At 69.8% G+C, this 23,571-nt stretch carries 17 protein-coding genes; 6 read left to right on the forward strand and 11 right to left on the reverse strand.

What is annotated here, in order from left to right; genetic code table 11:
* The first annotated feature begins 277 nt into the window (after positions 1-277).
* Positions 278-1,375: an acyltransferase gene (locus AB0M48_RS27505; protein ID WP_363847200.1), complete on the forward strand. Its 1,098-nt coding sequence runs from the start codon at positions 278-280 to the stop codon at positions 1,373-1,375.
* On the opposite strand, the gene AB0M48_RS27510 is transcribed toward AB0M48_RS27505, so the two are convergent.
* The 9 genes from AB0M48_RS27510 to AB0M48_RS27550 form a co-directional block, all read right to left on the reverse strand.
* Positions 1,338-3,044 carry a 1-deoxy-D-xylulose-5-phosphate synthase gene (locus tag AB0M48_RS27510; protein ID WP_363847203.1) on the reverse strand — a complete coding sequence of 569 codons (1,707 nt, stop codon included), beginning with the start codon at positions 3,042-3,044 and terminating at the stop codon, positions 1,338-1,340. The genes AB0M48_RS27505 and AB0M48_RS27510 overlap by 38 nt on opposite strands.
* Positions 3,034-3,975, reverse strand: coding sequence for a 4-hydroxy-3-methylbut-2-enyl diphosphate reductase (locus AB0M48_RS27515; RefSeq protein ID WP_363847205.1), 942 nt, complete (start codon positions 3,973-3,975; stop codon positions 3,034-3,036). Before AB0M48_RS27515 ends, AB0M48_RS27510 begins: the two co-directional genes overlap by 11 nt.
* Positions 3,976-3,997: 22 nt before the next feature.
* Positions 3,998-5,032, reverse strand: coding sequence for a family 2 encapsulin nanocompartment cargo protein polyprenyl transferase (locus tag AB0M48_RS27520; protein ID WP_363847207.1), 1,035 nt, complete (start codon positions 5,030-5,032; stop codon positions 3,998-4,000).
* 14 nt (positions 5,033-5,046) lie between these two features.
* A complete protein-coding gene (locus AB0M48_RS27525; RefSeq protein WP_363847209.1) occupies positions 5,047-6,447 on the reverse strand; it encodes a family 2B encapsulin nanocompartment shell protein in 1,401 nt (466 codons plus the stop codon).
* A 36-nt stretch (positions 6,448-6,483) separates the two neighbouring features.
* On the reverse strand, positions 6,484-7,497 hold the full coding sequence (locus AB0M48_RS27530; RefSeq protein WP_363847211.1) for a hypothetical protein: 1,014 nt from the start codon (positions 7,495-7,497) through the stop codon (positions 6,484-6,486).
* Between the two features lie 16 nt (positions 7,498-7,513).
* Positions 7,514-8,593, reverse strand: coding sequence for a hypothetical protein (locus AB0M48_RS27535; RefSeq protein WP_363847213.1), 1,080 nt, complete (start codon positions 8,591-8,593; stop codon positions 7,514-7,516).
* 3 nt (positions 8,594-8,596) lie between these two features.
* Positions 8,597-10,003, reverse strand: a complete 1,407-nt coding sequence (locus AB0M48_RS27540) for a family 2B encapsulin nanocompartment shell protein (RefSeq protein ID WP_363847215.1) — start codon at positions 10,001-10,003, stop codon at positions 8,597-8,599.
* A 357-nt stretch (positions 10,004-10,360) separates the two neighbouring features.
* A complete protein-coding gene (locus AB0M48_RS27545) occupies positions 10,361-10,828 on the reverse strand; it encodes a heme-degrading domain-containing protein (protein WP_363847217.1) in 468 nt (155 codons plus the stop codon).
* Complete coding sequence (locus AB0M48_RS27550) at positions 10,825-11,832, reverse strand: Gfo/Idh/MocA family oxidoreductase (RefSeq protein ID WP_363847219.1); 1,008 nt, start codon at positions 11,830-11,832, stop codon at positions 10,825-10,827. Before AB0M48_RS27550 ends, AB0M48_RS27545 begins: the two co-directional genes overlap by 4 nt.
* A 38-nt stretch (positions 11,833-11,870) precedes the next feature.
* Here AB0M48_RS27550 and AB0M48_RS27555 point away from each other — a divergent pair, with 38 nt between their 5' ends.
* The 5 genes from AB0M48_RS27555 to AB0M48_RS27575 all read left to right on the forward strand — a co-directional run bounded on the left by AB0M48_RS27555 (position 11,871) and on the right by AB0M48_RS27575 (position 18,640).
* Entirely contained in the window at positions 11,871-12,845 is a 975-nt protein-coding gene (locus AB0M48_RS27555; RefSeq protein WP_363847221.1) for an ROK family transcriptional regulator, read from the forward strand.
* 84 nt (positions 12,846-12,929) lie between these two features.
* Entirely contained in the window at positions 12,930-13,823 is an 894-nt protein-coding gene (locus tag AB0M48_RS27560; protein ID WP_363847223.1) for a helix-turn-helix domain-containing protein, read from the forward strand.
* Positions 13,820-14,218, forward strand: coding sequence for a VOC family protein (locus AB0M48_RS27565; protein WP_363847225.1), 399 nt, complete (start codon positions 13,820-13,822; stop codon positions 14,216-14,218). Before AB0M48_RS27560 ends, AB0M48_RS27565 begins: the two co-directional genes overlap by 4 nt.
* A 64-nt stretch (positions 14,219-14,282) precedes the next feature.
* Positions 14,283-17,684, forward strand: a complete 3,402-nt coding sequence (locus AB0M48_RS27570) for a S8 family serine peptidase (RefSeq protein WP_363847227.1) — start codon at positions 14,283-14,285, stop codon at positions 17,682-17,684.
* Between the two features lie 398 nt (positions 17,685-18,082).
* Positions 18,083-18,640 carry an SAM-dependent methyltransferase gene (locus tag AB0M48_RS27575; protein ID WP_363847229.1) on the forward strand — a complete coding sequence of 186 codons (558 nt, stop codon included), beginning with the start codon at positions 18,083-18,085 and terminating at the stop codon, positions 18,638-18,640.
* A 3-nt stretch (positions 18,641-18,643) separates the two neighbouring features.
* Here the strand turns inward: AB0M48_RS27575 and AB0M48_RS27580 are convergent, their stop codons facing one another.
* Positions 18,644-19,168, reverse strand: coding sequence for a hypothetical protein (locus AB0M48_RS27580; protein WP_363847231.1), 525 nt, complete (start codon positions 19,166-19,168; stop codon positions 18,644-18,646).
* Positions 19,169-19,237: 69 nt separating this feature from the next.
* On the reverse strand, positions 19,238-23,569 hold the full coding sequence (locus tag AB0M48_RS27585; RefSeq protein WP_363847233.1) for a hypothetical protein: 4,332 nt from the start codon (positions 23,567-23,569) through the stop codon (positions 19,238-19,240).
* Positions 23,570-23,571: the final 2 nt, after the last annotated feature.

Genomic DNA, 23,571 nt, shown 5'->3' on the forward strand with positions numbered 1-23,571 from the left:
TCCAGCGCACGCGTTCCGCGTCACCGCCGCACGCCCCAGGTCTCGCCCTCGCGCACCCGCTCGGGTGCGGCGGCGCGCATGTGGTCGCCGTTCGTGCCAAGGCACCGGAACTCGCTGGCGGGCACGCCACCTGCACCGGCTCGTGCCGCCCACGCCGTTCACCTCGCATACCCCGGCGCTCACCGCGCTGCCGCCGAACGCCCGGATCTCCCTGCCACCTACGCCCGCACCTCTTGGCTGCTGGCGTGATCGCGCCAGGAAGCGGACCATCGAAACCATGAGATTGTCCGCAGTGGACAACCTGAAGGTGGTCCTGGTGGCGTGGGTCATCGGCGGCCACGCGCTGCTGGGCTACGCCGCGATCGGCGGCTGGCCGTACGACGAGGTCAACGAGGTCACGTTCCACCCCGGCGTCGAGACGGTGCTGGCGGCGTTGATCGGGCCGTCCGGCCTGTTCCTCATGGGCACCTTCTACTTCATCGCCGGTATCTTCACGCCGGACTCGATCGAACGCAAAGGCCGGCGGCGGTTCATCGCCGACCGGCTCGTCCGGCTCGGCACCCCCTGGGTGGTCAGCGCCGTCGTCGTCTGGCCGACGTTCGTGTGGATCGCCTACAACGGGGCCGGCCGGGACGTCTCGTGGTGGCAGGCGTTCACGGACCGGCGGCCGTTCCTGGACAGCGGGTCGCTGTGGTTCGTCGGCGTGCTGCTGATCTTCAGCATCGCGATCGCCCTGGGGCCGCCCGTCAAGGAACGCGCCATCACGCCGCGGACCGTGGTCGGCATGGCGATGGTGGTCGCCGGCACGACTTTCCTGACGCGGCTGGTGTTCCCGGCGCGCAGCGGGCAGGTCGGGGACCTGCACCTGTGGTGGTGGCCGCAGTGTCTCGGGATGTTGCTGCTCGGCGCGATCGGCGGGCGCAAGCTCGCGGAACGGGTGCCGGACGAGATCTACCGCATGACCCGCAACGTCGTCATCGGCACGATCGCCGTGCTGCCCGTGGCGGCGGCGCTCATGGGAGTGCTGGACCTGGCCGAGAACGCGGAACCGTTCCTCGGCGGCTGGAGGTGGCAGGCCGCCGCCCTCGCGCTCGTCGAGGGAATCCTGGTGGTGGCGGGAAGTCTGTGGCTCATCGGGCTGGCGCAACGAAAGCTGACGCGCCAGGGACCCTTCGCGGAGGGGCTGGCGCGGTCCGCCTACGTCGCGTTCGTCGTGCAGGGGCCGATCCTGCTCGCGCTCGCGACCGGCCTGCGCCCGCTGGACCTCCCCGCGGAGGTGAAGGCACCGCTGGTGGGAGCGGGGGCGATCGCGTTGTCCTTCTGGATCGGCTGGTACGTCACTTCACGCCGAGGCGCTTCAGCACGCTCGTCGTGATGCCGGCGGCGTCCAGTCCGTGCGCGCGCAGGATGCGGGCTCGTGAGTCGTGCGGCAGGAAACGCGGTGGCAGGGCGAAAGTCGCCACGCAGGCCGGGGAACCGGCCAGGGCCTGGCCCAGACGTGCGCCCAGGGCTCCGGTGGACGTCGTGTCCTCCACGGCGAGGACCAGGCGGTGCCGGCCGCTGTACTTGACGAGGTGCGGGTCCAGGGGAGCCGTCCAGCGCGGATCCACGACGTTGACGCGGACATCGTGCGAGGCGAGTTCCTCCGCCGCCGCCAGGCAGGGGCCGGCCAGCGGGCCCACCGAGATCAGGAGCACCTCGGCGTCCGGGACCTCGCGCAGGACGTCGAAGTGGCTCACGCGCCGCATCGCGGGCACGTCCGGACCGATGGCGGCCTTCGGGTAGCGCACCACCGTGGGGCCGTCCGAGACGTCGACGGCCTCGCGCAGCAGTGCGGCCAGCGAAGCCGGATCGCGTGGGGCGGCCAGCCTCAGGCCGGGGACCACGGGCAGCACGGAGGCGTCCCACATGCCGTGGTGCGAGGCGCCGTCCGGGCCGGTCACGCCGGCTCGGTCCAGCACGAACGTCACCGGGAGCCGGTGCAGGGCCACGTCCATCAGCAGCTGGTCGAAGGCGCGGGACAGGAACGTCGCGTAGACGGCGACGACCGGGTGCAGCCCCCCCATCGCCATGCCGGCGGCGGACGTCACGGCGTGCTGCTCGGCGATGCCGACGTCGAAGACGCGCGCCGGGAAGCGCTCGGAGAAGGGCCGCAGCCCCACCGGTTCCAGCATCGCGGCGGTCAGGCAGACGACGTCCGGGCGGTCCGCGCCGATGGACACGATCTCGTCGGAGAACGCGTCGGTCCACGTCCGCCCGCCGGCGGCACCGGACGCGCCGACGGCGTGCATGCGGTCGGCCTCGTCGGTCTCGGCGGCGGTGTAGCCCTTGCCCTTCACGGTCTTGCAGTGCACGACGACCGGACGGCCGAGCGTTTTGGCCTCCCACAGGGCGTTCTCGACGGCGTGCACGTCGTGGCCGTCGACCTCGCCGATGTACGCGAGACCCAGCGCCTCGAACAGCCCGCGAGCCGAGCCGTTCAGCAACGACGCGGCGAAGCCGCCCGCCGTCGGGTCGTAGGAGCGGCCGTTGTCGTTGAGCAGCACCACGACCGGCCGCGACGAGCCGCCGATGTTGTTCAGCGCCTCCCAGCACATCCCGCCGGTCAGCGCGCCGTCACCGACGATGGCGACGACCCGGCGGTCGGCGCCGCCGAGTTCGAACGCCTTGGCCAGACCGTCCGCATAGGACAGTGCGGTGGAGGCGTGCGAGTTCTCGATGACGTCGTGCGCGGACTCGGCCGCGGACGGGTAGCCGGACATGCCGCCGGCCTGCCGCAACGAGTGGAAGTCCGAGCAACGGCCGGTCAGCATTTTGTGCACGTACGACTGGTGCCCGGTGTCGAACAGCACCACGTCGACGGGTGAGTCGAAGACCCGGTGCACCCCGATCGTCAGCTCGACGGCGCCCAGGTTCGGGCCGAGGTGGCCGCCGGTCCGGTGCACCTTGGAGATCAGGAACGACCGGATCTCCGCGGCCAGCGAGTCGAGTTCGGAGGACGAGAGTGCCCGGACGTCCGCGGGCGAGGTGATGTCAGCCAGCACGACGCACCGCCCGCGGGAGGGTGAAGGCGATCGTCTCCGTCGCGGTCGTGTGCGTGGACACCGAGACGGTGCCCAGCGCTTCGAGGGCTGCCACGACCTCGTCCACCAGTTCGGGCGGTGCCGACGCGCCGGCGGACACGCCCACCGACGTCACTCCGTCCAGCCACGCCGGGTCGATCTCCGAGGCGTCGTCGATCAGGTGGGCGGGCGTGCCGCCGCGGGCCGCGAGCTCGACCATCCGCACCGAGTTGGACGAGTTCTTCGACCCCACCACCAGCACCAGGTCCGACCGCGCGGCGACCTCGCGGATGGCGATCTGCCGGTTCGTGGTGGCGTAGCAGATGTCGTCGGAACCGGGCCCGCGCACCTGCGGGAACTTCCGCTCCAGCGCCTCGACGACCTCGGCCGTCTCGTCGACGGCCAGCGTCGTCTGCGTCAGGTAGGACACCGGACCGGTGATCTCCAGTGCCTCGACGTCCGCCACGGTCTCCACCAGCACCATCTGGCCGGGCGCCTCGCCCAGCGTGCCCTCGACCTCCTCGTGCCCGGCGTGCCCGATCAGGACGATGGTGTCGCCGCGTTCGGCGAAGCGCCGTGCCTCGGCGTGCACCTTCGTCACCAGAGGACACGTCGCGTCCAGCACGTCCAACGACCGTGCCTTCGCCTCCGCGCGCACGGCGGGGGAGACGCCGTGCGCGGAGAAGACCGCCGTGGCCCCGACAGGCACCTCGGACAGCTCCTCCACGAACACGGCGCCCCGAGCTTCCAGCGCGCGCACGACGTGGACGTTGTGCACGATCTGCTTGCGCACGTAGACGGGGCCGCCGCGTTGGTCGAGCAGTCGTTCCACGATCTCGATGGCACGCTCCACCCCGGCGCAGAACGACCGGGGTGAGGCGAGCAGCACCGAACGCGGCGGATGTTCCGTCATCGAGCGCCTTCCCGAAGGTGATTCAGTGATCTCGGTGGGTCACGAGCTGGGCGAGAGTGCCGAGTTCCACTGCCGCACGCGCGGCCGGGGAGGCCTCGCCGAGATGAACCAGCGCCTGCGTGTGGAGTTCGTCGGCCTGCGTCTGGCTCCAGGCACGTCCACCGGCCTCGTCGACCAGATGTGCGGCCCGCGCAAGCGTTTCCGCGTTCATCTCCTGCGACCCGAAGTACAACGACGCCAGCTCGGCGGACGCGGGGACCCCGGCGGTCAGGGCACGCACCACGGGCAGCGACTTCTTGCGGTTCACCAGGTCCGAGTGCCCGGCCTTGCCCGTCACCGCCGGGTCGCCCCAGATGCCGAGCAGGTCGTCCACGTGCTGGAACGCGAGGCCCAGCTCGGTTCCGTACCCGCGCAGCGCCTCGACCTGTTCGTCGGACCCGCCGCCGTACAGCGCGCCCAAGGCCGTGGACGCGCCCAGCAGCGCACCCGTCTTGCCGCGCGCCATCCGCTCGACCTCGAACACCTCGACGTCGGACCGGGTCTCGAAGTCCAGGTCGTAGGCCTGTCCTTCGAGCAACGCCACGGTGGCGTCACCCAGCGTCCGGATCGCCTCCACCGCACGCGGATGTCCCGATCCCGCCAGGACGTCCAAGGCCAGGGCCTGCAGCGCGTCACCGGCCAGGATCGCCGCGTTGACGCCGAACACGGTCCACGCCGTCGCCCGGTGACGCCGGGTCGTGTCGCGGTCCATCACGTCGTCGTGCAGCAGCGAGAAGTTGTGGATCAGCTCCACCGCGACCGCCGCCGGCACCGCGTCGGCGGCGCTGCCACCGACGGCCTCGGCGGCCAGCAGCACGAGAGCGGGACGGATCGCCTTGCCGCCGTTCTCCAGCACCGGGTTGCCGTACTCGTCGCGCCACCCGTGGTGGTACTCCGCGATCGTGCGCATCGCCGGCGGCAACTGGTCCACCGCCTTGCGCAGAGCCGGGAGCACGAAGCTCCGGCTCCACGCGAGCACCTCGCCGGACGGTCGCCCGGCGGCGAGAGGTTCGGTCATCTCGGCTGTCATCTCTAGAGACCGATCTCCACGTTCTCGAGCACGCCCAGCGCGTCCGGCACCAGCACCGCGGCCGAGTAGTACGTCGACACGAGGTACTTGAGCATCGCGTGCTCGTCGATGCCCATGAACCGCACGTTCAGGCCGGGCTCGTACTCGTCCGGGATGCCGGTCTGGCGCAGGCCGACGACGCCCTGCTTCTCCTCGCCGAGCCGCATCGCGATGATCGACGTGGTGCCGTTCTTGTTGACCGGGATCTTGTCGCACGGCGCGATCGGGATACCGCGCCACGACTGCAGCGACTTGCCCTCGACCTCGACGGTCGGCACGTACAGGCCGCGGTTGTTGAGCTGCCGGCCGAACGCCGCGATGGCCTTGGGGTGGGCCAGGATCAGCCTGGTGTTGCGGCGCCGCGAGATCAGCTCGTCCATGTCGTCCGGCGTCACCGGGCCGGAGGAGGTGCTGACCCGCTGCTTGAGGTCGGCGTTGGCGAGCAGGCCGAACTCCTTGTTGTTGATGAGCTCGTGCTCCTGGCGTTCGCGCAGGGCCTCGATGGTCAGCCGCAACTGGTGCTCGACCTGGTCCATCGGCTGGCTGTAGAGGTCCGCCACACGCGTGTGGACGCGCACGATCGTCTGCGCCACCGAGAGCTCGTACTCGCGGGGCCGCAGCTCGTAGTCGACGAACGTGCCGGGCAGCGCCGGCTCGCCGTCGTGGCCGGACGAGATGTCGATCTCGGCCTCGCCGTGCTTGTTCGACGCGCTCGTCGGGTTCGCCAGCTGCTGCGCGATGTGCTCGCGCAGCGGTTCGATCTGACCGTTGAGCTGCGCGAAGGCGGCCCGCGTCAGCACCACGGCCGTCGTCGGCGTCAGCGCACGCGCGGTGAAGCTCCAGTTCTTGTCGGAACCGGACAGCACCGGCTCGTCGCCGAGGTACTCGCCGTCCGCGATCGTGCCCAGCGCCACGTCGTCGCCGTACTCGCCGCGCCCGGTCTTGGTGACCTTGCCGTGCGCGATGACGATGATCTCGTCGACGGACTCGCCGCGGTGCGCGATGACCTCACCCGGCAGGTACTCGCGCTGCTCGAAGCGGTTCGCGACGGCGGTCAGCGCCGCCTCGTCCTCAAAACCGCGCAGCAGCTTGAACTCCGCCAGCTCCTGCGGCACGATCCGCACCTCGGAACCCACGGAGGTGAAGGTGACCCGGCCGTCGCCGATCGCGAAGGTGAGCCGGCGGTTGACCCGGAACGCACCACCCTTCGCCTCGACCCAGGGCAGCATGCGCAGCAGCCACCGGGGTGAGATCCCCTGCATCTGCGGTGCGGACTTGGTGGTCGACGAGAGGTTGCGGGCCGCCTTCGTCGAAAGGCTCAGCTGCCCGCCCTCGACCCCAAGGCCCGGATCGGTAACAGTCACTGGAAGTCCTGCCAATCTGTTGGTGCTGGGATGGAACTAGCGAACGGCGACCCGGCCGCGCCCGTGCGGCCGGATGTGGAGCGACTGCGTGCCGAGGCCCGACGGGGCGTGGAACGACTTCCGGGTGGGGATCGGGGAGGAGCTGTGCCTGCCGGTGCGCTGCGTCCACAGCACTTCTCCGGCCAGCCAGGACTTGAGGGCTTCGACGTACCGGTCCAGCCCGGCCTTGGCCTCCGCGTCGAGGCCGTACTCGTCGGCGATGGACGGCAGCTCGCCGATGATCGAGCCGATCTGCCGCAGCCGGGCGGAGATCAGGTCGGCCACGACCGAGACGGCCTGCTGGAGGTCGCAGTCGAAGAACTGCCGCACGGCGAGCACCGCGCTGGTCGTGCTGCCGCCGGTGGCGTGGGCGTGGTCGAAGCCGACGATCTCCTGGCGCAGCGCGGGAACGTCGCCGAACGAGTCGACGAGCGCCCGCATCGTGCTGTTGCGCAACAACTCCGCCGGCAGCTCGGCGCCGACGGACTTGCGCGCGAGCTTCGCGGACAGCTCCGCGGCGATCGACCGGCGCCGCATCTCCACGAGGTCGATCGGGTCGGGCACCCGGCCCTGTGCCGTGTTGTGGAGCTCCCACAGCAAAGCGTCGAAGAACTCGGCCAGGTGGTGCCGGTCCTCGTCGTCCAGGGTGGAGCGCGAGACCAGGTCGGCCAGGCCCCTCTCCGCCGGGTTCGCCGAGGGCGCCGCGCCGTTCAGCACCGACTTCAACGCCGCCACGAACGCCCTGCCGCCCGTGACGTTGCGCGGCCGGAGGAAGCCGTCCCGGAACGCGTCGCTCACGTAGAAGCCCCACGTGTGCCAGTCGTTGATGTGCTTGAGGTCGTCCAGGGAGGCCGTCGGGTGGGTCAGCGGGCCGAAGCCGCCGTAGTCCGCGGCGTCGTAGAACGCCTCGGTCCACGGCACGCCGCCGAGCATGCCCATGTCCCGCACCCACGTCTTCGTGTGCTGGCGGACGCGGTCGACGTGCGGTGAAAGCCTTGCCGCGAAAGGCATGTCGAACGAGGGGAGCTCAACCACGGGACGCCCCCAGCCAGGCCGCGGAGGTGCCCAGGCCGGTCGGCCCGCGCAGGATCGTGCGGAAGAACGCCGAGTTCCCGGCTCCTCCCTCGACCTTGGTGTAGCGGCCTGCGTGCAGGTGCCACTCGTGGCCGCCGGACTGCCAGTCCTGCAGGCCCTTCACGTACTTGAGCACGCGGGCCTGGTCCTCCGGGCCCAATGCGTTCTCGGCGAACAGCTGCGGCAGCTCGGTGAAGACCGTGTTCTCGAACTGGTGCAGCCGTGAGGTCAGCAGGGTGTTCACGGCCTCGACGGCGGTCTGCGTGTCGTGGCCGAAGAACTTCTCGAACACGAGCACCCCGTTGGAGTTCTCGCCTTCCCGCAACACTTCCCGCTCGTACGAGAAGATGTCGTTGCGCAGGTGGATCGCGTCGGAGAACGTGTCGGACAGGACCCGCAGCGGCCGGGTGCCCGCGACGGACGCGGGCACCTCGGCTGCCTCGGAGACCTCCACCAGGTTCGCCGACCACGGTGCGCCGCCGACCTTGCGGCGCATCTCGATGTACTCGATCGGGTTGGCGACCGTACCGCTCTCGATGTTCTTGATCTCCCACATGCACTCGAGCAGCAGGTTGTGGGTGCTCGTGGTGAACCGGCGCCGCCAGTCCTGCGACATCAGCGGAATCGTCCGCTGCCACAGGTCGACGAGACCGCGTTCGGTCGGGTTCCGCGGCTCCGGCCACGGGTCCGTGCCGCCCAGGGGCATGAACGCCGGCAGCCGGTCGAGATACGCCTTCGCACCCGCCACGTCCTTGCTCTGCTTGAACTCCGCGAAGAACTCGTCGTCGAAGTAGAAGACCCAGACGTACCAGTCCGTGATGAGGTCGAGGATCTCCGCGGGCGCGTCCGGATGGGTCCACGCGCACATGTGCCCGTAGTCGTCGCCCGCGAGGATCTCGTCGGTCCACACCCCGGTGTCGAGCATCCCCATGTCCCGCGCCCACTGCGTCGAGTGGGCGCGGGCGCGTTCGAGGTGCGGGTTCATCCGCGCCGGGTGGGGCACGTAGAACTCCGGCATGGTGAAGGAGGCCAAGACCTATCCCTCGCGGCCGAGCTCGACGTGCTCCAGCACACCGATCGCGTCCGGCACCATGATGGCGGCCGAGTAGTAGGCGCTGACCAGGTAGTTGATGATCGCCTGGTCGTTGATGCCCATGAACCGCACCGACAGGCCCGGCTGGTACTCGTCCGGGATGCCGGTCTGGTGCAGGCCGATGACGCCCTGGTTCTGCTCGCCGGTGCGGATCAGCATGACCGACGACGTGCGGGTGTCGGAGACCGGGATCTTGTTGCACGGCAGCACGGGGATGCCGCGCCAGGCCGGCACCTGCTGGCCGTTGAAGTCGATGTGCTGCGGGTAGAGGCCGCGCCTGTTGAGCTCACGGCCGAATGCCGCGATCGTGCGCGGGTGGGCGAGGAAGTACCCGGGGTCCTTCCACACGATCGACAGCAGCTCGTCGAAGTCGTCCGGGGTGGGCGGGCCGGTGCGGGTGTGGATGCGCTGCTTGAGGTCCGCGTTGTGCAGCAGGCCGAACGACCTGTTGTTGACGATCTCGTGCTCCTGGCGTTCGCGCAGGGCCTCGATCGTGAGCCGCAACTGCTGCTCGACCTGGTCCATCGGCTTGTTGTAGAGGTCCGCGACGCGGGTGTGGACCCGCAGCACGGTCTGGGCGACGCTCAGCTCGTACTCGCGCGGCGAGACCTCGTAGTCGACGAACGTGCCGGGCAGGACGGGCTCGCCGTCGTGACCGGATGCGAGGTCGATCTCGGCCTCGCCGTGCTCGTCCTGCGGCTTGTTGCGGTTGTTGAACGTCTGCTGGATGTGTGCGCGCAGGCCGCCCGCTTCCCCGTTGAGCGCCTGGAAGTCGTTCCACGACAACGTGAGCACGGTGACCGGGGTGACGGCCTTGGCGGTGTACTCCCACTCGCCCTGCGGCCCTGCCAGCACGGTCTCGCCGAAGTACTGGCCGTCGGCCAGGTTGCCGAGCACCGTCTCGCCGCCGTACTCACCGGTGCCGACCTTGTCCACCTTGCCGTGCGCGATCAGCACGAGGGTGTCCTTCGGGCGGCCCTTCTCGACGATGACGTCGCCGATGCCGAACTCCCGCTGCGTGAAGCGGCCGGCGAGCGCGGCGAGCACCTCCTCGTCGTCGAAGCCCTTGAGCAGCGCCAGTTCGGTGAGCTCCATCGGCACGACGCGGATCTCCGCGCCGATGTTCGTGAACGAGACGCGGCCATCGCCCAGGGTGTAGGTGAGGCGCCGGTTGACGCGGTACGCACCACCTGCCGCCTGCACCCAGGGGAGCACCTTGAGCAGCCAGCGGGAAGTGATTCCCTGCATCTGCGGGACGGATTTGGTGGTAGTGGCCAGATTTCGTGCGGCGGCCGTGCCCAAACTCAGCTGCTGACGGCCCTCATTGAGGTCAGAATCCGTCACAGTCACAACCGGTACCCACCTATCTCAATGCGCTAATGGACCAAACCGTTAAGCCGGAATGGACGTTAGTTCGCATCGCTGATGGATGTGAAGGGGCCGAAAAGGCGACATTCGGGTGGGTGGTTTACGCCTTTTGATGCTACAGAGCGTACAACTTCTGCTCTACGCAACCGAGTTGTATCGGCAGGTGGGTGATCAGGACGCTATTCGGAGGGCTGTGGAATAAGACACTCGTTTGGCTCAGTAGGATCACTCTTTTGTGTGCGCTGGCCGGTGTTGTACTGATGATATACGCCACCACTTCGAGTGGGGGCGAGTCCACTCGAAGTGATGGCTGTCAATTTGTATCAATGACTATTCGTGTCATTGCGTGTCGTGTGACTCCAGGAACGATTCCAGCTGAGTCACGACGAACGCGTGGTCCTCCGCCTGGGGCAGGCCCGAGACGCCGACGGTGCCGACCGGACCGGTTCCGCGCAGGATGACGGGGAAGACGCCTCCGTGTGCCGCGTAGAGATCCGGAGCGAGGTGGGACTCCGCCTCGAACGTCGACCCCTTCTCGCGGAACGTCGTGCCGACGTAGAACGAGCTGTGGCCGAACCGTTCGACGACACGCGCCTTGCGCTCCAGCCACGTGTCGTTGTCCGGCGCGGTGCCGGGCAGCGAGGCGTGGAAGAGCCGGTGCCCGTTGCGCTGCACCGAGATCGCGATCGGCAGACCCTGTTCGCGGGCGGCGTCGAGCAGGTGCAGGCCGAGTTCGATGGCGACGTCGTTGCCGAACCGGGTGAACTGCAGGCGCCGCTCCTGGGCGAGAAGCTCTTCGGAGTTCACAGCTCTACCACCTTGTTCTCGCGTGCGGAAAGGAAAGCGGCTTCGATGACCCGCAGCGCGTGCACGGCGCTCGCGGGGTCGACGGGGATCCGGCCGGCGCTCAGCTCGGCGTAGAAGTGCTGGTACGCGCCGGGTTCGACGGCGATCTCGGTGGTCTCGCCGAGGATGCCGAGTCGTCCGGTGCGGTCCTCGTGTCCCCAGTGCGGGCCGGTGGGGCGGCGGCCCGCGCCGAGCGCGTCCTCCTGCTCGTCCAGGCCGCTGATCTCGAACGCGCCCTCGCTGCCGAGCAGGCGGAAGCGCGGTCCGGTGTTCGCCGCGTGCGCGTTGGCCCACAGGTGGGAGCGGACACCGTTCTCGTGCGTCAGCGCCACGAACACGTCGTCGTCCACCTGGGCGCCGGGGCGGCGGCGGTCGAGCTCCGCGTAGACGCTCCTGACCGGCCCGAACAGCTGCAAAGCCTGGTCGACGAGGTGCGCGCCGAGGTCGTAGAGCAGGCCGCCCGCCTCCTCGGGGGCGCCGGACTCGCGCCAGTTGTCCCAGATCTCCGGCACCCAGCGCTCGAAGCGGGACTCGAACCGCCGCACCTGGCCCAGTCGGCCGGCGATCTCGCGAACGGTGAGGAAGTCGCTGTCCCAGCGGCGGTTCTGGAAGACGGTGAGAGGCACTCGCGCGGCCTGCGCGGCGGCCACGAGCTCCTCGGCTTCGGCGGAGGTCGGCGCGAACGGCTTGTCGACGACGACCGCGACGCCCTTGGCGATGGCTCGCTTCGCGTACTCGACGTGCGTCCTGTTCGGCGTGGCCACGACGATCAGGTCGAGGTCCAGCTCGAACAGCTCGCCGGCGCTGACGATCTTCGCGTCCGGGTGCGCGGCACGGGCCTGCGCCTGCCGCTCCGGGTTCGCCGTGACGATCGCGACGAGGTCCATGCCCTCGGTGGAGGAGATCAGCGGGGCGTGGAAGACCCGCCCCGCGATGCCGTAGCCCAGAAGTCCGACTCGAGTCATGCTTCCGATTAAAGCAACGCTGTTGAATAATTGCGACCGTGGACCTCACCTCGCTGCGTTCGCACAACGACAGGGCAGTGCTCAGGCTCGTCCGTTCCGGGGCGCTGAGCAGGGCTTCCCTCGCCGCGGAGACCCGACTGACCCCGCAGGCGATCTCGAAGATCGTGGCGCGGCTCATGTCGGCGGGCTTGCTGGAGGAGACGGGCGCCGTCCGTGACGGCGGTCGCGGCAAGCCCCGGATGTCGTTGCGGCTCGTGCCGGGCGGGGCGTACGCGTACGGCGCCTACGTCGACCGCGACGAACTGCGGGTGGTGAAGCTGGACCTGACCGGCGAGGTGGTGTCGTCGTCGGTCGTGCCGCTGCCCCCGATGTTCACGCCGGCCGACGTGCTGGACGCCCTCGCGCCGTTGGTCGAGGCCGGGGACGAGGTGCTGGGGCTCGGCATCGGCATCGCCGGTCCGCTGGAGCACCGCGCCGGGGTGGTGTCGCCGAACGGGCTTCCGGGCTGGTCCTCGGTGCCGTTGAAGGCGCTCGCCGAGGAACGGCTCGGGCTGCCGGTCGTGGTGGACAAGGACACCAACGCCGCCGTGCTCGCCGAGGCGTGGCGAAGACCGCTGCGGGACGCGGCGCTCGTGTTCGTGGGCACCGGTCTGGGCGTGGGGCTGCTCCTCGGAGGAGAGGTGCATCGCGGCGCAAGGTCGGGCGCGGGAGAGTTCGGGCACACGACGATCCAGCTCGACGGACCGCTGTGCGTCTGCGGACGGCGCGGGTGCGTCGAGGCGGTGCACGCGGCCAGCACGGGCGTGGAGGCCGCGCGGGTGCTCGCCGCGGCGGTGACGAACCTGGTGCAGCTGCTGGACCTCGACCAGATCGTCCTGAGTGGGCGGAAGGTGCTCGAGTCGCCCGGCCTCTACCTGAGGGCGATGCCGGACGTGGACGTCAGCGTCACGTCGTACGGTCCTGACCTGGTGCCCGTCGGCGCGGGCCTGCTCGTCCTGGGCGAGTTGTTCTGATGTCCTGCGCCGGAATCCGCCGCTGCCGTTTCGCACCGCACGCGGGGCCCTTTCGTACTGTCATGCCGCACGAAAGCGCCCCGCGTGCGGTTGCAGCACGGCTCGGACGAGGTGGCGTGCTACTGGTGGAGCGACTTCAACGGCGAACTCGCGGCGCGGCACACTAGCATCGAGGGTGTGGACGTCGAGCACGTCATCGGCCTGCCGCACCCGCGGTTGCGGCCGTTCGTGACGCGGTACTCCGGGTATCGGATGCGCACCGATCCCGGCGTCCACCGCGGCCTGCCGTCACGCTCGCTGACCCTCGTGGTCACGATGGACGGCACGGTCGACCTGCCCGAGGGCCGGTTCGCCGCGCTGTGCGGCGGGCTGCACGACGAGGCCGTGCTCATCACGCACGACGGGTTCCAGCACGGCGTCCAGTGCGACCTCACACCGCTGGGGATGCGGGCGTTCTTCGGCATGCCGGCGGGTGAGCTGGCGGCGACCACCGTGGAACTCGACTCGCTCGACGCTCCGGCCGCCGAGCTGCGCGAACGGTTGCGGGACGCGCCGACGTGGACGGACCGGTTCGCGCGCCTGGACGAGGTGCTCGGCAGGCTGGTCAGGCCGGTGCGGCAGCAGGTCGAGGTGGCGTGGGCGTGGCAGCGGCTCGCGGCGGGGGTGCCGGTGGCCGGGATCGCCGCCGAGGTCGGGTGGAGCCGGCAGCACCTGAGCGCGCGGTTCGCGGCCGAGTACGGGCTCACGCCCAAGGTCATGGGCCGGGTGATGCGGTTCGAGCGGGCGAACCGGATGCTGCGCGGCGAGCGGCGGCCCACGCTGACCGAGGTGGCCGCCGCGTGCGGCTACACCGACCAGGCGCACTTCAACCGCGACTGGCGCGCGTTGTGCGGGGCGACCCCGACCGAGTGGATCGCGGCCGAGCTTCCATTAGTACAAGGCAGCGAGCACGGTCAGGGCACAAAGTTGCTCTCATGAGCACACCCACACCTACCTGTTGGCCCTGTCTGTCGTATCAGGACGCTCCCGCTGCGATCCGCTTCCTCGTGGAGGCGTTCGGGTTCGCCGAGCATCTCGTCGTGCCGGGGGAGGCCGACGGCGAGGTCGTGCACTGCGAGATGGTCTGGCCCGAGGGCGGCGGCGTCATGCTGGGGTCCGCCGTGCGGTCGGTCGGCGAGGTCGAGGCGACCAAGGCCGGTGCCGGATCGATCTACGTGGTGACCGACCGGCCGGACGAGATCTACGAGAAGTCGCTCGCCCGAGGTGCGACCGAGATCCGCGGGATGCGCGACGAGGACTACGGTTCGCGCGGCTTCACGGTCGCCGACCCCGAGGGCAACCGCTGGAGCTTCGGCACCTATCGCGGAGCGTGAGGCAACCCGCACGGACCGTTTGGAGTCTTCCTGGGTGGAGAGGTTCACACCTAGGGGAGGACACGTGCGCTCAGCACGATGTTTGGTGATCACCGCTCTCGCCGCCGGGCTGCTCAGCCCGGCGGCGACGGCGCAGGCGGAACCGCCGCCGAGAACGCAGAAGACCTCGGCCATCACGCTGATCAGCGGTGACAAGGTCGTCGTCGGCGAGCACGGGGAACTCGTCCGGGTCGAGGGGCGGCCCGGCGTGCAGTTCGCCCAGTACGTGCAGAACGACCATCAGTACGTGGTGCCGGCGGACGCCATCGACGCGGTGGGGCAGGATCGCGTCGACAAGCGCTTCTTCGACATCACCTCGTTGCACGCCTACGGGTACACCGACGACAAGATCGACCGGATTCCGTTGCTGAACAACGGTTTCCGGTCGGCGGGCGCGGTGCCCAAGAAGGACGCGGCCCAGCAGTGGACGGCGCGGCGCACGAGCGCGTTGCGCGCCGAGAAGCTGTGGCTCGACGGCAAGTCGCAGATCTCGCTGACCGAGAGCGTGCCGATGGTGGGCGCGCCGGCCGCGTGGCAGGCCGGGTTCGACGGCACCGGCGTCACGGTCGCCGTGCTCGACACCGGGTACGACCGGAACCACCCGGAACTCGCGGGCGTCGTCTCCGTGTCGAAGGACTTCACGCCGTCCGGCATCCAGGACGACATCGGTCACGGCACGCACGTCGCGGCCACGGTCGCCGGTCGTGGCAGCCAGCACGTCGGCGTCGCCAAGGGTGCTTCCCTCGCCGTGGGCCGGGTCTGCGAGGCCTCGTACTGCTTCGACAGCGCGGTGATCGCCGGCATGGAGTGGGCGGCGCGCGAGGTCAAGGCCAAGGTAGTCAACATGTCGCTGGGCGGTGACCAGTCCGACGGCTCGGACCCGTTGTCCCGCAAGGTGGAGGAGCTCACCGCCGAGACCGGCGCGCTGTTCGTGGTCGCGGCGGGCAACTCGGGGACGTACCGCAAGGTGTCCTCGCCGGCCGTGGCGGACTCGGCGCTGGCCGTGGCCAACCTGACCAAGCAGGGCGCGGTGGAGGAGATGTCGTCGCGCGGCCCGCGGCTGGGCGACCACGCGGTCAAGCCGGACATCGCGGCGCCGGGCACGGACATCGTGGCCGCCCGCGCCGAGAACACGTTGTGGGAACACGTCGTCGACGACCTGCACGCGCGGCTGACCGGCACGTCGATGGCCGCGCCGCACGTGGCGGGCGCGGCGGCGGTGCTGGCGCACCGCAACCCGTCCTGGACCGCGGCCGAGCTCAAGGCACACCTGATGGCGACGGTGAAACCGGTCGCGGACTCGCCCACGAGCGTCGGCACCGGCCTGCTCGACGTCGGCCGCGCGGTGAGCCAGCAGGTGCGGGCCTCCACCGGAAGCCTGTCGTTCGGGCTGCTGGAATGGCCGCACACCAGGACGTTCACGAAGACGATCACCTACTCCAACGCGGGCGCCGATCCGGTTTCGCTGACGTTGCGGCACGACCTCGGCGCGGACTTCTCCGTCCCGTCGTCGGTGACCGTGCCGGCGCGGGGCAGCGTCGCGGTCGACGTCGTCCTGGACCCGCGCAAGGGCAACGGCATGTTCTTCGGGCACGTCAAGGCATCCGGGGCAGGCGTCGAGCTGACGACCTCCGTCGGCGCTCACGTGCAGGAGGAACGGCACGCGCTGACGCTGACGATGATCGGCCGTGACGGCAAGCCCGTCCCGGACGAGTTCGCCGTCGTGGTCAACATGACGACGAAGGAGGCGTCGGTGCTCAGCATCGGGCCGGACGGCACCGGCTCGGCGCGGCTGCCCGTCGCGGACTACGCGGTGCTGAGCCGCATCGACGAGCGGACGCCCAACTACGACTGGTTCGCGCCGGTCGCCGCGACCGAGGTGGCCGGCCGCGTCTCGCTGGCGGCGGACGTGTCCGTGACGCTGGACGCCAGGCAGGGCAAGCAGATCGGCGTCGACCTGCCCGAGCGCGACTCGGTGGTCTGGTACCGCGACGCCCAGCTGCGCGTACCGTTCGCACCCGGCAAGATCAGCGGTGTCGCGAGCATCATCGACGGCCGCGTTCCGTTGTACGGCCTGTCGTTCGGCGCGCCGCTGCCCGAGCTGACCTACGACTCCGGGCTCAAGGGCGGGCAGCCGCTGGTCTCGGTCCCCGGCGGGTTCCCGGTGCGGTACTACGAGAGCAGCAAGTACCTGCCGCCCGGCGAGCACCGGCTCGACGTGGCCGAACGCGGTTCCGACGTGCGCGGCAAGCTCGCTCTCGTCAGGACCGCCGGCGAGGACGTCTACCCGGTCGCGCAGGCGATGAAGGACGCCGGTGCGGTCGCGGTGCTGTGGGCGGGCCCGGTGCCGTTCGGGTACGAGGAGCAGACCGCGATCCCGGTGATCGCCGCGGCGGAGCACCACGTGGCCGTCACGCCGGCGACGCTCACGGTGCGGGCCATCGCGGGTTCGCCGGTCTCGTACACGCTGTTCCTGCAGCACAAGGGCTCGCTTCCGTTCGGTGTCAAGAAGTTCCGGCACTCGGAGCTCGCGCGGGTCAAGGCGCGCTACCACACGTCCGGCGGGGACGGCTCGGTCAACCAGCGGAACAACCCGGTCGTCAACGGCGCCATCGGCGTGACGCTGGACGAACGGCTCGCCGCTCCGACGGAGCGCACCGAGTACTTCACCCCGGGCACGTGGTTCCAGGAGGGTTTCGACGGGCGCGCGTCCGGAGCCGGCGACGACCCGATCACCACCTCGTGGGCGCACGTGGAGCCGGTGACCTTCCAGCCGGGCGGCAGGTACGAGCGCACGAACCTGCGTGCCGTCACCTCGCCCCAGCTCGGCGGCCCGTCGCTCGTGCCGTGGGCCGACGGCGGTGGCGTGGAACGGGCGGGCGATCTCATCACCACGCGGATCTCGCCGTTCGGCGGGTCGGGGTGGGTGGAGAACTGGCGGCAGACCGGAGGCGGCTACGTGGAGCTGTTCCGCGACGGGGCGTCGCTGGGTTTCTCCGACGTGAGGCGGGGTTCGTTCCACGCCCCCGCCCGTGACGGCAGGTACAAGCTCGTGCTGGACGCGTCCCGCGACTCGCTCGCCTTGTCCACCAACGTGAAAACATCGTGGGAGTTCTCAGCTTCCGCCGACGGCAAGCTGCCGCTGCTGGAGGTCGGCTACTCGATACCGCTCGACCTGCGCAACAGCGGGAAGGCGGGGGCGCCGATGCCGGTGAAGTTCACCGCGTCGCGTCAGGAGGGGAAGGCCTCGGTGCGCTCGTTGCAGGCGTACGCGTCGTTCGACGACGGCGTCACCTGGGTTCCGGTGAAGTCGGTCGTTCCTCCCGGCGGCAAGGCGGGCGGGTTCGTGTCGCTGCGCGTGGTGGCGGCGGACGCGGACGGCAACACGGTCGACCAGACGGTGCTGAGGGCTTACCGTCTGCGCTGATCGTTCCCTCCACTGAGTGATGTTGCTGTTCTGGGCCGAACGGTCGTGCTTCTGTTACGTCTTAGGGCGTAACCGCACGGCCGTTCGGTCGTTGTAACACCCTGCGGCACCTGCCCCGCCGTGCGCGAGACGAACCAGGGACGCGGCGTCTCTGCGCCCAGGGCAGGTGCCGCCATTCTCGGTGGCCGGTTCGGCGCACCTATGGTGGCATTCCCGCTCATGGGGACATTCGAGGAACTGGTGGCCGAGGGCGAGGCCGTGCCGCTGGAGGGCTGGGACTTCTCCTGGTTCGAGGGCCGGCCACCGAGGAACGCCCACCGTGGGGCTACGCGTCCCAGATCGCCGCGCGCCTGGGAGCGGTCTCATCGGCCCTCGACCTGCAGACCGGCGGGGGAGAGGTGACGGCGTCGGCGCCGGTGTTGCCACCCCTGATGGCCGCCACCGAGTCGTGGCCTCCCAACGCCCTCGTCGCCGCGAAGAACCTGCCGTTCGTGGTGCGTGCTCCGGATGGCGGGCCGCTGCCGTTTCGCTCGTCGACGTTCGACTTGGTGATCTCGCGGCATCCCGTGGTGACGCCGTGGGGCGAGATCGCGCGGGTGCTGCGGTCTGGTGGGACCTACTTCTCGCAGCAGATCGGGGCCGGCACGAACCGGGAGCTGACCGACTTCATGATGGGGCCGCAGCCGGTGAGCGAGGCCCGTGGTGTGTCGCGGGCTCGTGCTGATGCCGAGGCTGCCGGGTTGGAGGTGCTGCGGCTGGAGCCGGTGGCGCTGCGGGTGGCGTTCTTCGACGTTGCGGCGGTCGTGCACTTCCTGCGGAAGGTGTTGTGGACCGTTCCCGGGTTCACGGTGGAGGGGTACCGGGACCGGCTCCTGGACATGCACGCGCACATCCAGGAGCACGGGGAGTTCGTGTCCACCTCGACGCGGTTCCTGGTCGAGGCCCGCAAACCGTGAGGCTCAGGTCGCGTCACGCTTGCTGATCTCGGCCTGCTGGTACTGCTCCGCCGCTTCCTCGGTGATGGGCACGAGAGCGCCGTCCACGTGTCCTCTGCCGATGTCCTCCCGGACGAAGCTGGGCCTCCAGGCTCGGACACCGGACACGTACATCTGCTCGCGGCGACCTCCGCCGGGCAGGATCCAGGTGCGGATCACGGCCAATGGGTCGTCCGCGGGGTGATCCACGTCCACCCAGGCGAGGTAGTCGTACTTGCCGTCCGCCGGGTTGTCGGCGTGGAAGCGCTTGAACTGGACCTCTTCGAACCGCCGGGCGGTCTCCTCGGTGATGGGGCGGGCCTGAGCGCGTGAACGACCGGACTCCAGCATGACGAGGTCATCCGTCGGGACCCAGGCGAGGTCCGGTGAGTACGACTCGTCGTGAGGCTGGCCGTCCTGGTCGACCCAGCGGCGCAGAACACCGACCGGATCGTCCTCGTGCGGATGACGCTCGTTCACTACCGCGTAGTAGTGGTACTGCCGGTTCATTCGGACCTCGTTCGGAAAGGATGCGCCCCGGAACGTCACCGTTCCGGGGCGCGACTTCGTCATCGCCCGTCAGGGGGTGGAGTTACCGGACCTGACCTTGTCCGCGTTGAGCGGCTTGGGGACCGGACCGAAGATCTTGGCGGAGTCGTCCAGCCTCTGCTGCCTCGCCGCCATCAGATCCCTGATCTCCTGGTCCTTCTCCATTTTCGTCTTCGTCGAGTCCTGACCGATCAACGCCATCGCCGCGCGCAGCTTACGGCTCTGGTCGTAGTTCGGGTGTTCCCTGGACTTGGCCTCGTAGCTGTCCCGTGTGTGGAACTGGACCTCGAAGTAGAACCCGTCGATCTCGTAGGTGACGTTGATACCGGGATACCCGGTGTCCTTCGCCTTCTCGTAGAAGTTGGTGAAGGCCGCCTCGTTGTACTGCCTGGCGAACTGCCGGATCGCGTCCTGGGCCTTCTGCGCGAAGACGTCGTGGTCGAAGACGATCGTGTACCGCAGCGCGTCGTTCATCTTCGGCGCGATCTCCGCCAGCGTCCGCTTCTCCGGCATCTGGTCGTAGTCGAGCGGGTTCTTCGGCTGAGGGTTCATCTCCTCCTGAGCCTTCCGCTTCAGTCCCGGGTACGGCCACACCCCGTCGTCCTTGAACCTGTGGTCGAGGCCTTCCACGGTTCCGGAGTTGCGGCTCGCGAGGTCGCGGATCGCCTTGGTGATCTCGGGCTCGACCTCCTTGGCCTTGTCCGCCAACGCGTCGACCCAGTTGTTCTCCTGGGCGTTCAGCCGGATTCCCAGCCAGCCGAGCTCCGTTTCGCCGGACTTCCCGAGGTTGAGGTCGTGCTTGAAACCGTCGGCATTGCTGACCGGCTTGGAGAACTCGCCGTTGCAGCCCGGCGCCGTGGCGGCAGCGGCGCGTGCGGAGACGCCGACGGCGCACGGCTTCGGCGGCTCGACCTTGAGCTTGGCGTCGTCGAGCTTCGCCACGCCGTTCTCGATGCGCAGCGTGCCGCCCTCGAGCCGGACCTTCGCACCGTCGACGAGGTTCGGGCTGCCCTCCGGCCGGATCGTGAACGACTCCACCCGGTACAGCTGGCCGTCGACGACCGCGACGCTGCCGTCGAACCTGGCGTTGCCGTCCTGGAACTTGGCCCTGAGGTTGAGGATCTCGACCAGCCCGTCGGGCAGCTTGTCCCGCACGGTCTCGTGCAGCTTGACCACGTGGCTGTCGAGCTCCGCGATGGTCTTCGAGAGCATGCCGGTGCCGCCGTCGATCTTGCGGGCGAGCATCCTGAGCGACTTCGATGCCACGCCGCCCGGCCCTCTGGTGGCCAGGCTGAGGGTGACGTCCCACAGCACCTGGCCGAGCGCCTTGGCGGGGTTGGTCTGCCACTCGTCGAGGTTGGTCCAGGTGTACGGGTTCGTCGCCTGGTACCAGAGGCCCTGGAGAATTCCCTGGCACGCCGCCCAGCTGCCGTTCGCGCCGTTGATACCGCACCGCAGGAGCTGCTCAAGGCCGTCGAACGTGCCGAGTGCGGCGTCGCGGTACCCGTTCACGGCGTCGTTCACGAAGCCGCGGACCTTCTTGGAGCTCTCCACGTACCGCTTGCAGGCCGCCTCGTCGTCACCGCCGGCGCACTTGTAGAAGTCCTCGACGTAGTTGCCCGCGGCGGCGAGGCCCGCGCCGATCTTCTGCTCGACGTTCCTCTTCAGCGCCTCGCACTGCAAAGAAAACGAGGAGACCGTGCACGCGAACACGCTGGTGTACAGCTGGATCGCCTGCAGGTTCAGGGCTTGGCGTTTGACCTCCGCCTCCTGCTGGGCGAGGCGCTTGGCCTCGTCGTAGCGCTGCCGGATGTCGACGACCTGGTTCAGGCGTTCGACGATGGAGTTCTCGAACACGTCGAAGCTCTGCGCGATGCCCAGTGCGACACCGCGGAGGGTCTCGGCGGCTGCCGCTGCCTGGCCCGCGGTCGCCGCCGCGTGCGAGGCCGCGTTCGCGGACTCGCCGGCGAGGGTCGCGTCGGAACGGGCCGAGCTCGCCCAGCGTGCGGCCGTGGCGGCCGAACCCGATGCGGCACCGGCGTGTGCAGCCGCTGTGTTCGCCGCGTTGTTGGCGTTCAGGGCGTCCTGCGCGGCCCTGTTCGCCGCTTCGACTGCGGCCGCGGCCGCCTCGTAGGCGGGCTTGATGTCACCGACGGCCTGGTCGGCCGCCTGACGTGCCCTGATCGCGGCCTGCCCGGCCTCGTCCGCCTTCTGCCTGGCGGCACGGGACTGCTCCTCGCTGATCAGGAGCGCCTCGGCCACCGTCGCCAGCGCCTTGCGGGCGTCGGCGTTGATCGCGGCGTACGGCTTGAGGATGCTCTCCGCCGCCCGCACGGGGTCGATGACCAATTCAGCGGACGCTGCCGCCGCTGACGCCGCCTTGTCCGCGACCACGGACTGGTACACGGCCTGGTTCGCCTCGCGCACCGCGTCCTCGGCCTCGGCCTGCACCATCTCGGCCGCGTCCTTCGACGCGATCGCCGCGGTGGTGGTCTCCAGCGCGATGCGGTGCGTCTCGTCGGCCGCACGGCGTGCCGTGACGGCCTCCTTGCCGGCCTGGTTCGCCGCGGCCTGGGCCGCGTTCGCCGCGTTCGTCGCCGCCCGGGCTTCCGCCTGCGCGGTGGCCGCGGCGGCCCTCGCGTTGCTCGCCCACGCCGACGACTGGTCGGCGGCGCTCTTGGCCGCGTTGGTCTCGCCCTCGATGCGCCGGTACTCGTCCCACGCCTCGCCGCCGAGCTCCTCGGCCTTCTTGCGCGCCACCTCCAGTTCTCTCGCGAACTGGTTGTAGACCTGCACGCGCCTGCCGAAGACGTGCTCCGCGACCTGGACCTGCTTGCCGAGCCGTTCGGCCTTGGTGACCGTCTCGTCCATCGCGGCCTTGTGCTGGACCGCGTTGTTGTACGCGGCCGACGCCTCCTTGGACTTGGCGATCGCGTTCGCCGCGGCCCCCTGCGCGTTCACCCTCGCGCTGCGGGCGTTCCCGGCGTGCTGCTGGGCCTGGGCGGCCTTCTGCGCCGCCAGGTTCTTCTGCTGTTCGGCGCGGTTGCGCGCCGCGACCGCGATGTCGTGCTGCGTTCGTGCCGCCGCGGCCAGTTCGACCGCCTTCCGCGACTGGCGTTCTGCTTCCTCGCGGTACTTGCGGGCGTTGGCGGCGTGTTCCTGGGCATTGCGGTCGGCGTCGAGCGCACGGCTGTCGGCCAGAGTGGCCTCGGTCGCGTGCTGCGAGGTCTCGCCGGCGAGCCCGGAGGCCTTGACCGCCTGGACGATCCCGATCGTGACCTTGGCCCAGTCCAGCCCGTTGGTCATGCCCGTCTCGACGAGCCGGACCGCCGCGTTGTGCACCTGGGCGTCGATGATCTCCGCCTGCGCGCTGACCCTCACACCGAGCGCGGCGTACTCGGCCGCCTCCGCCCGCAACGCGTCGATTTCCGCCGTGCGTCCCAGTCGGCCGCTGGCGCGGCCGGGCTTGTCCTCCTGGAAGATCTTGTCGGCCTTGTGCGCGGCCTTCACGGCCATCTGCATCGCGAAGATGCCGTCTTCCAGCGTCTTCACGACCTCGATGTTGGCGCGCGTGATCTCCGCGCGCGCCTTGGCCGCAGCCTCCGAGCGCCGGGCGAACTGGTCGAGCTCGGTCAGCGCGCGGTTGCGGTCCTCAAGGGCCTTCTCGATGACCAGCTGGAAGTCGTGGTCGCGCTTGTTCGCCTCGTGGTAGCCCGTGAGGTAGAACTCGCGGATGGCCGCGTAGTCGCCGGTGCCGAGGACGGCCTCGCCCTCGACCCGCACCTGCGGGCCGCCGTGCGCGACCATGTCGCGGACGCGCGCGATGATGCGGTCCTGCTCGGCCTTGTCGTCCTCGGCCTGCTGCTTGTCCCGCTTCAGAGCGATTTCGTAGCCGTAGGCCACGAAGTCCGCGATGGCACGGTCGCCCGCGGCCAACGCGGCCTGAGCGCCCGCCTTGACGTTCGGGCCGCCGGTGCGAGCCCACTCTTCGACCTTCTTGCGGTTCTCCGCGCGTTCGACCTGTTTGCGCGCCTCGGCGCGGGCCTGGGCCTCGGCCTGACCGTGGTCGAGGAACCAGATCAGCCTCTCCTTGGTGCCCACGGCCAGTGCGGCCGCGGCCGCGTCGCGCACCTCCACGTCCTCGGCGTGGTCGCGGATGTCGCCGACGAGTTGCTTGTAGAACTCATGTTCCTCGTCGACCGGGTCTTCGGCCTGGACCTGCTGCAGGAGCACCGGTGCCTGCCGCTGGGGTGCCGCGACGGCGGGGGCCGTGCTTGCCAGCAGGGCAAGCACGATCATGACGACCAAGGCCGTGACTGAGCGGCGCCGCAGTGAGGCGGCGCTGGTAGGTGTCGTGTTCATCT

The organism is Lentzea sp. NPDC051208 (assembly GCF_040682435.1).
In the GTDB taxonomy this organism is placed as follows: domain Bacteria; phylum Actinomycetota; class Actinomycetes; order Mycobacteriales; family Pseudonocardiaceae; genus Lentzea; species Lentzea kristufekii.

Bases quoted from the DNA above. Each gene is read 5' to 3' on its own strand.
- AB0M48_RS27505 (WP_363847200.1), top strand. From the start codon at position 278: ATGAGATTGTCCGCAGTGGACAACCTGAAGGTGGTCCTGGTGGCGTGG.
- AB0M48_RS27515 (WP_363847205.1), bottom strand. From the start codon at position 3,975: ATGACGGAACATCCGCCGCGTTCGGTGCTGCTCGCCTCACCCCGGTCG.
- AB0M48_RS27520 (WP_363847207.1), bottom strand. From the start codon at position 5,032: ATGACCGAACCTCTCGCCGCCGGGCGACCGTCCGGCGAGGTGCTCGCG.
- AB0M48_RS27530 (WP_363847211.1), bottom strand. From the start codon at position 7,497: ATGCCTTTCGCGGCAAGGCTTTCACCGCACGTCGACCGCGTCCGCCAG.
- AB0M48_RS27550 (WP_363847219.1), bottom strand. From the start codon at position 11,832: ATGACTCGAGTCGGACTTCTGGGCTACGGCATCGCGGGGCGGGTCTTC.
- AB0M48_RS27565 (WP_363847225.1), top strand. From the start codon at position 13,820: ATGAGCACACCCACACCTACCTGTTGGCCCTGTCTGTCGTATCAGGAC.
- AB0M48_RS27580 (WP_363847231.1), bottom strand. From the start codon at position 19,168: ATGAACCGGCAGTACCACTACTACGCGGTAGTGAACGAGCGTCATCCG.
- AB0M48_RS27585 (WP_363847233.1), bottom strand. From the start codon at position 23,569: ATGAACACGACACCTACCAGCGCCGCCTCACTGCGGCGCCGCTCAGTC.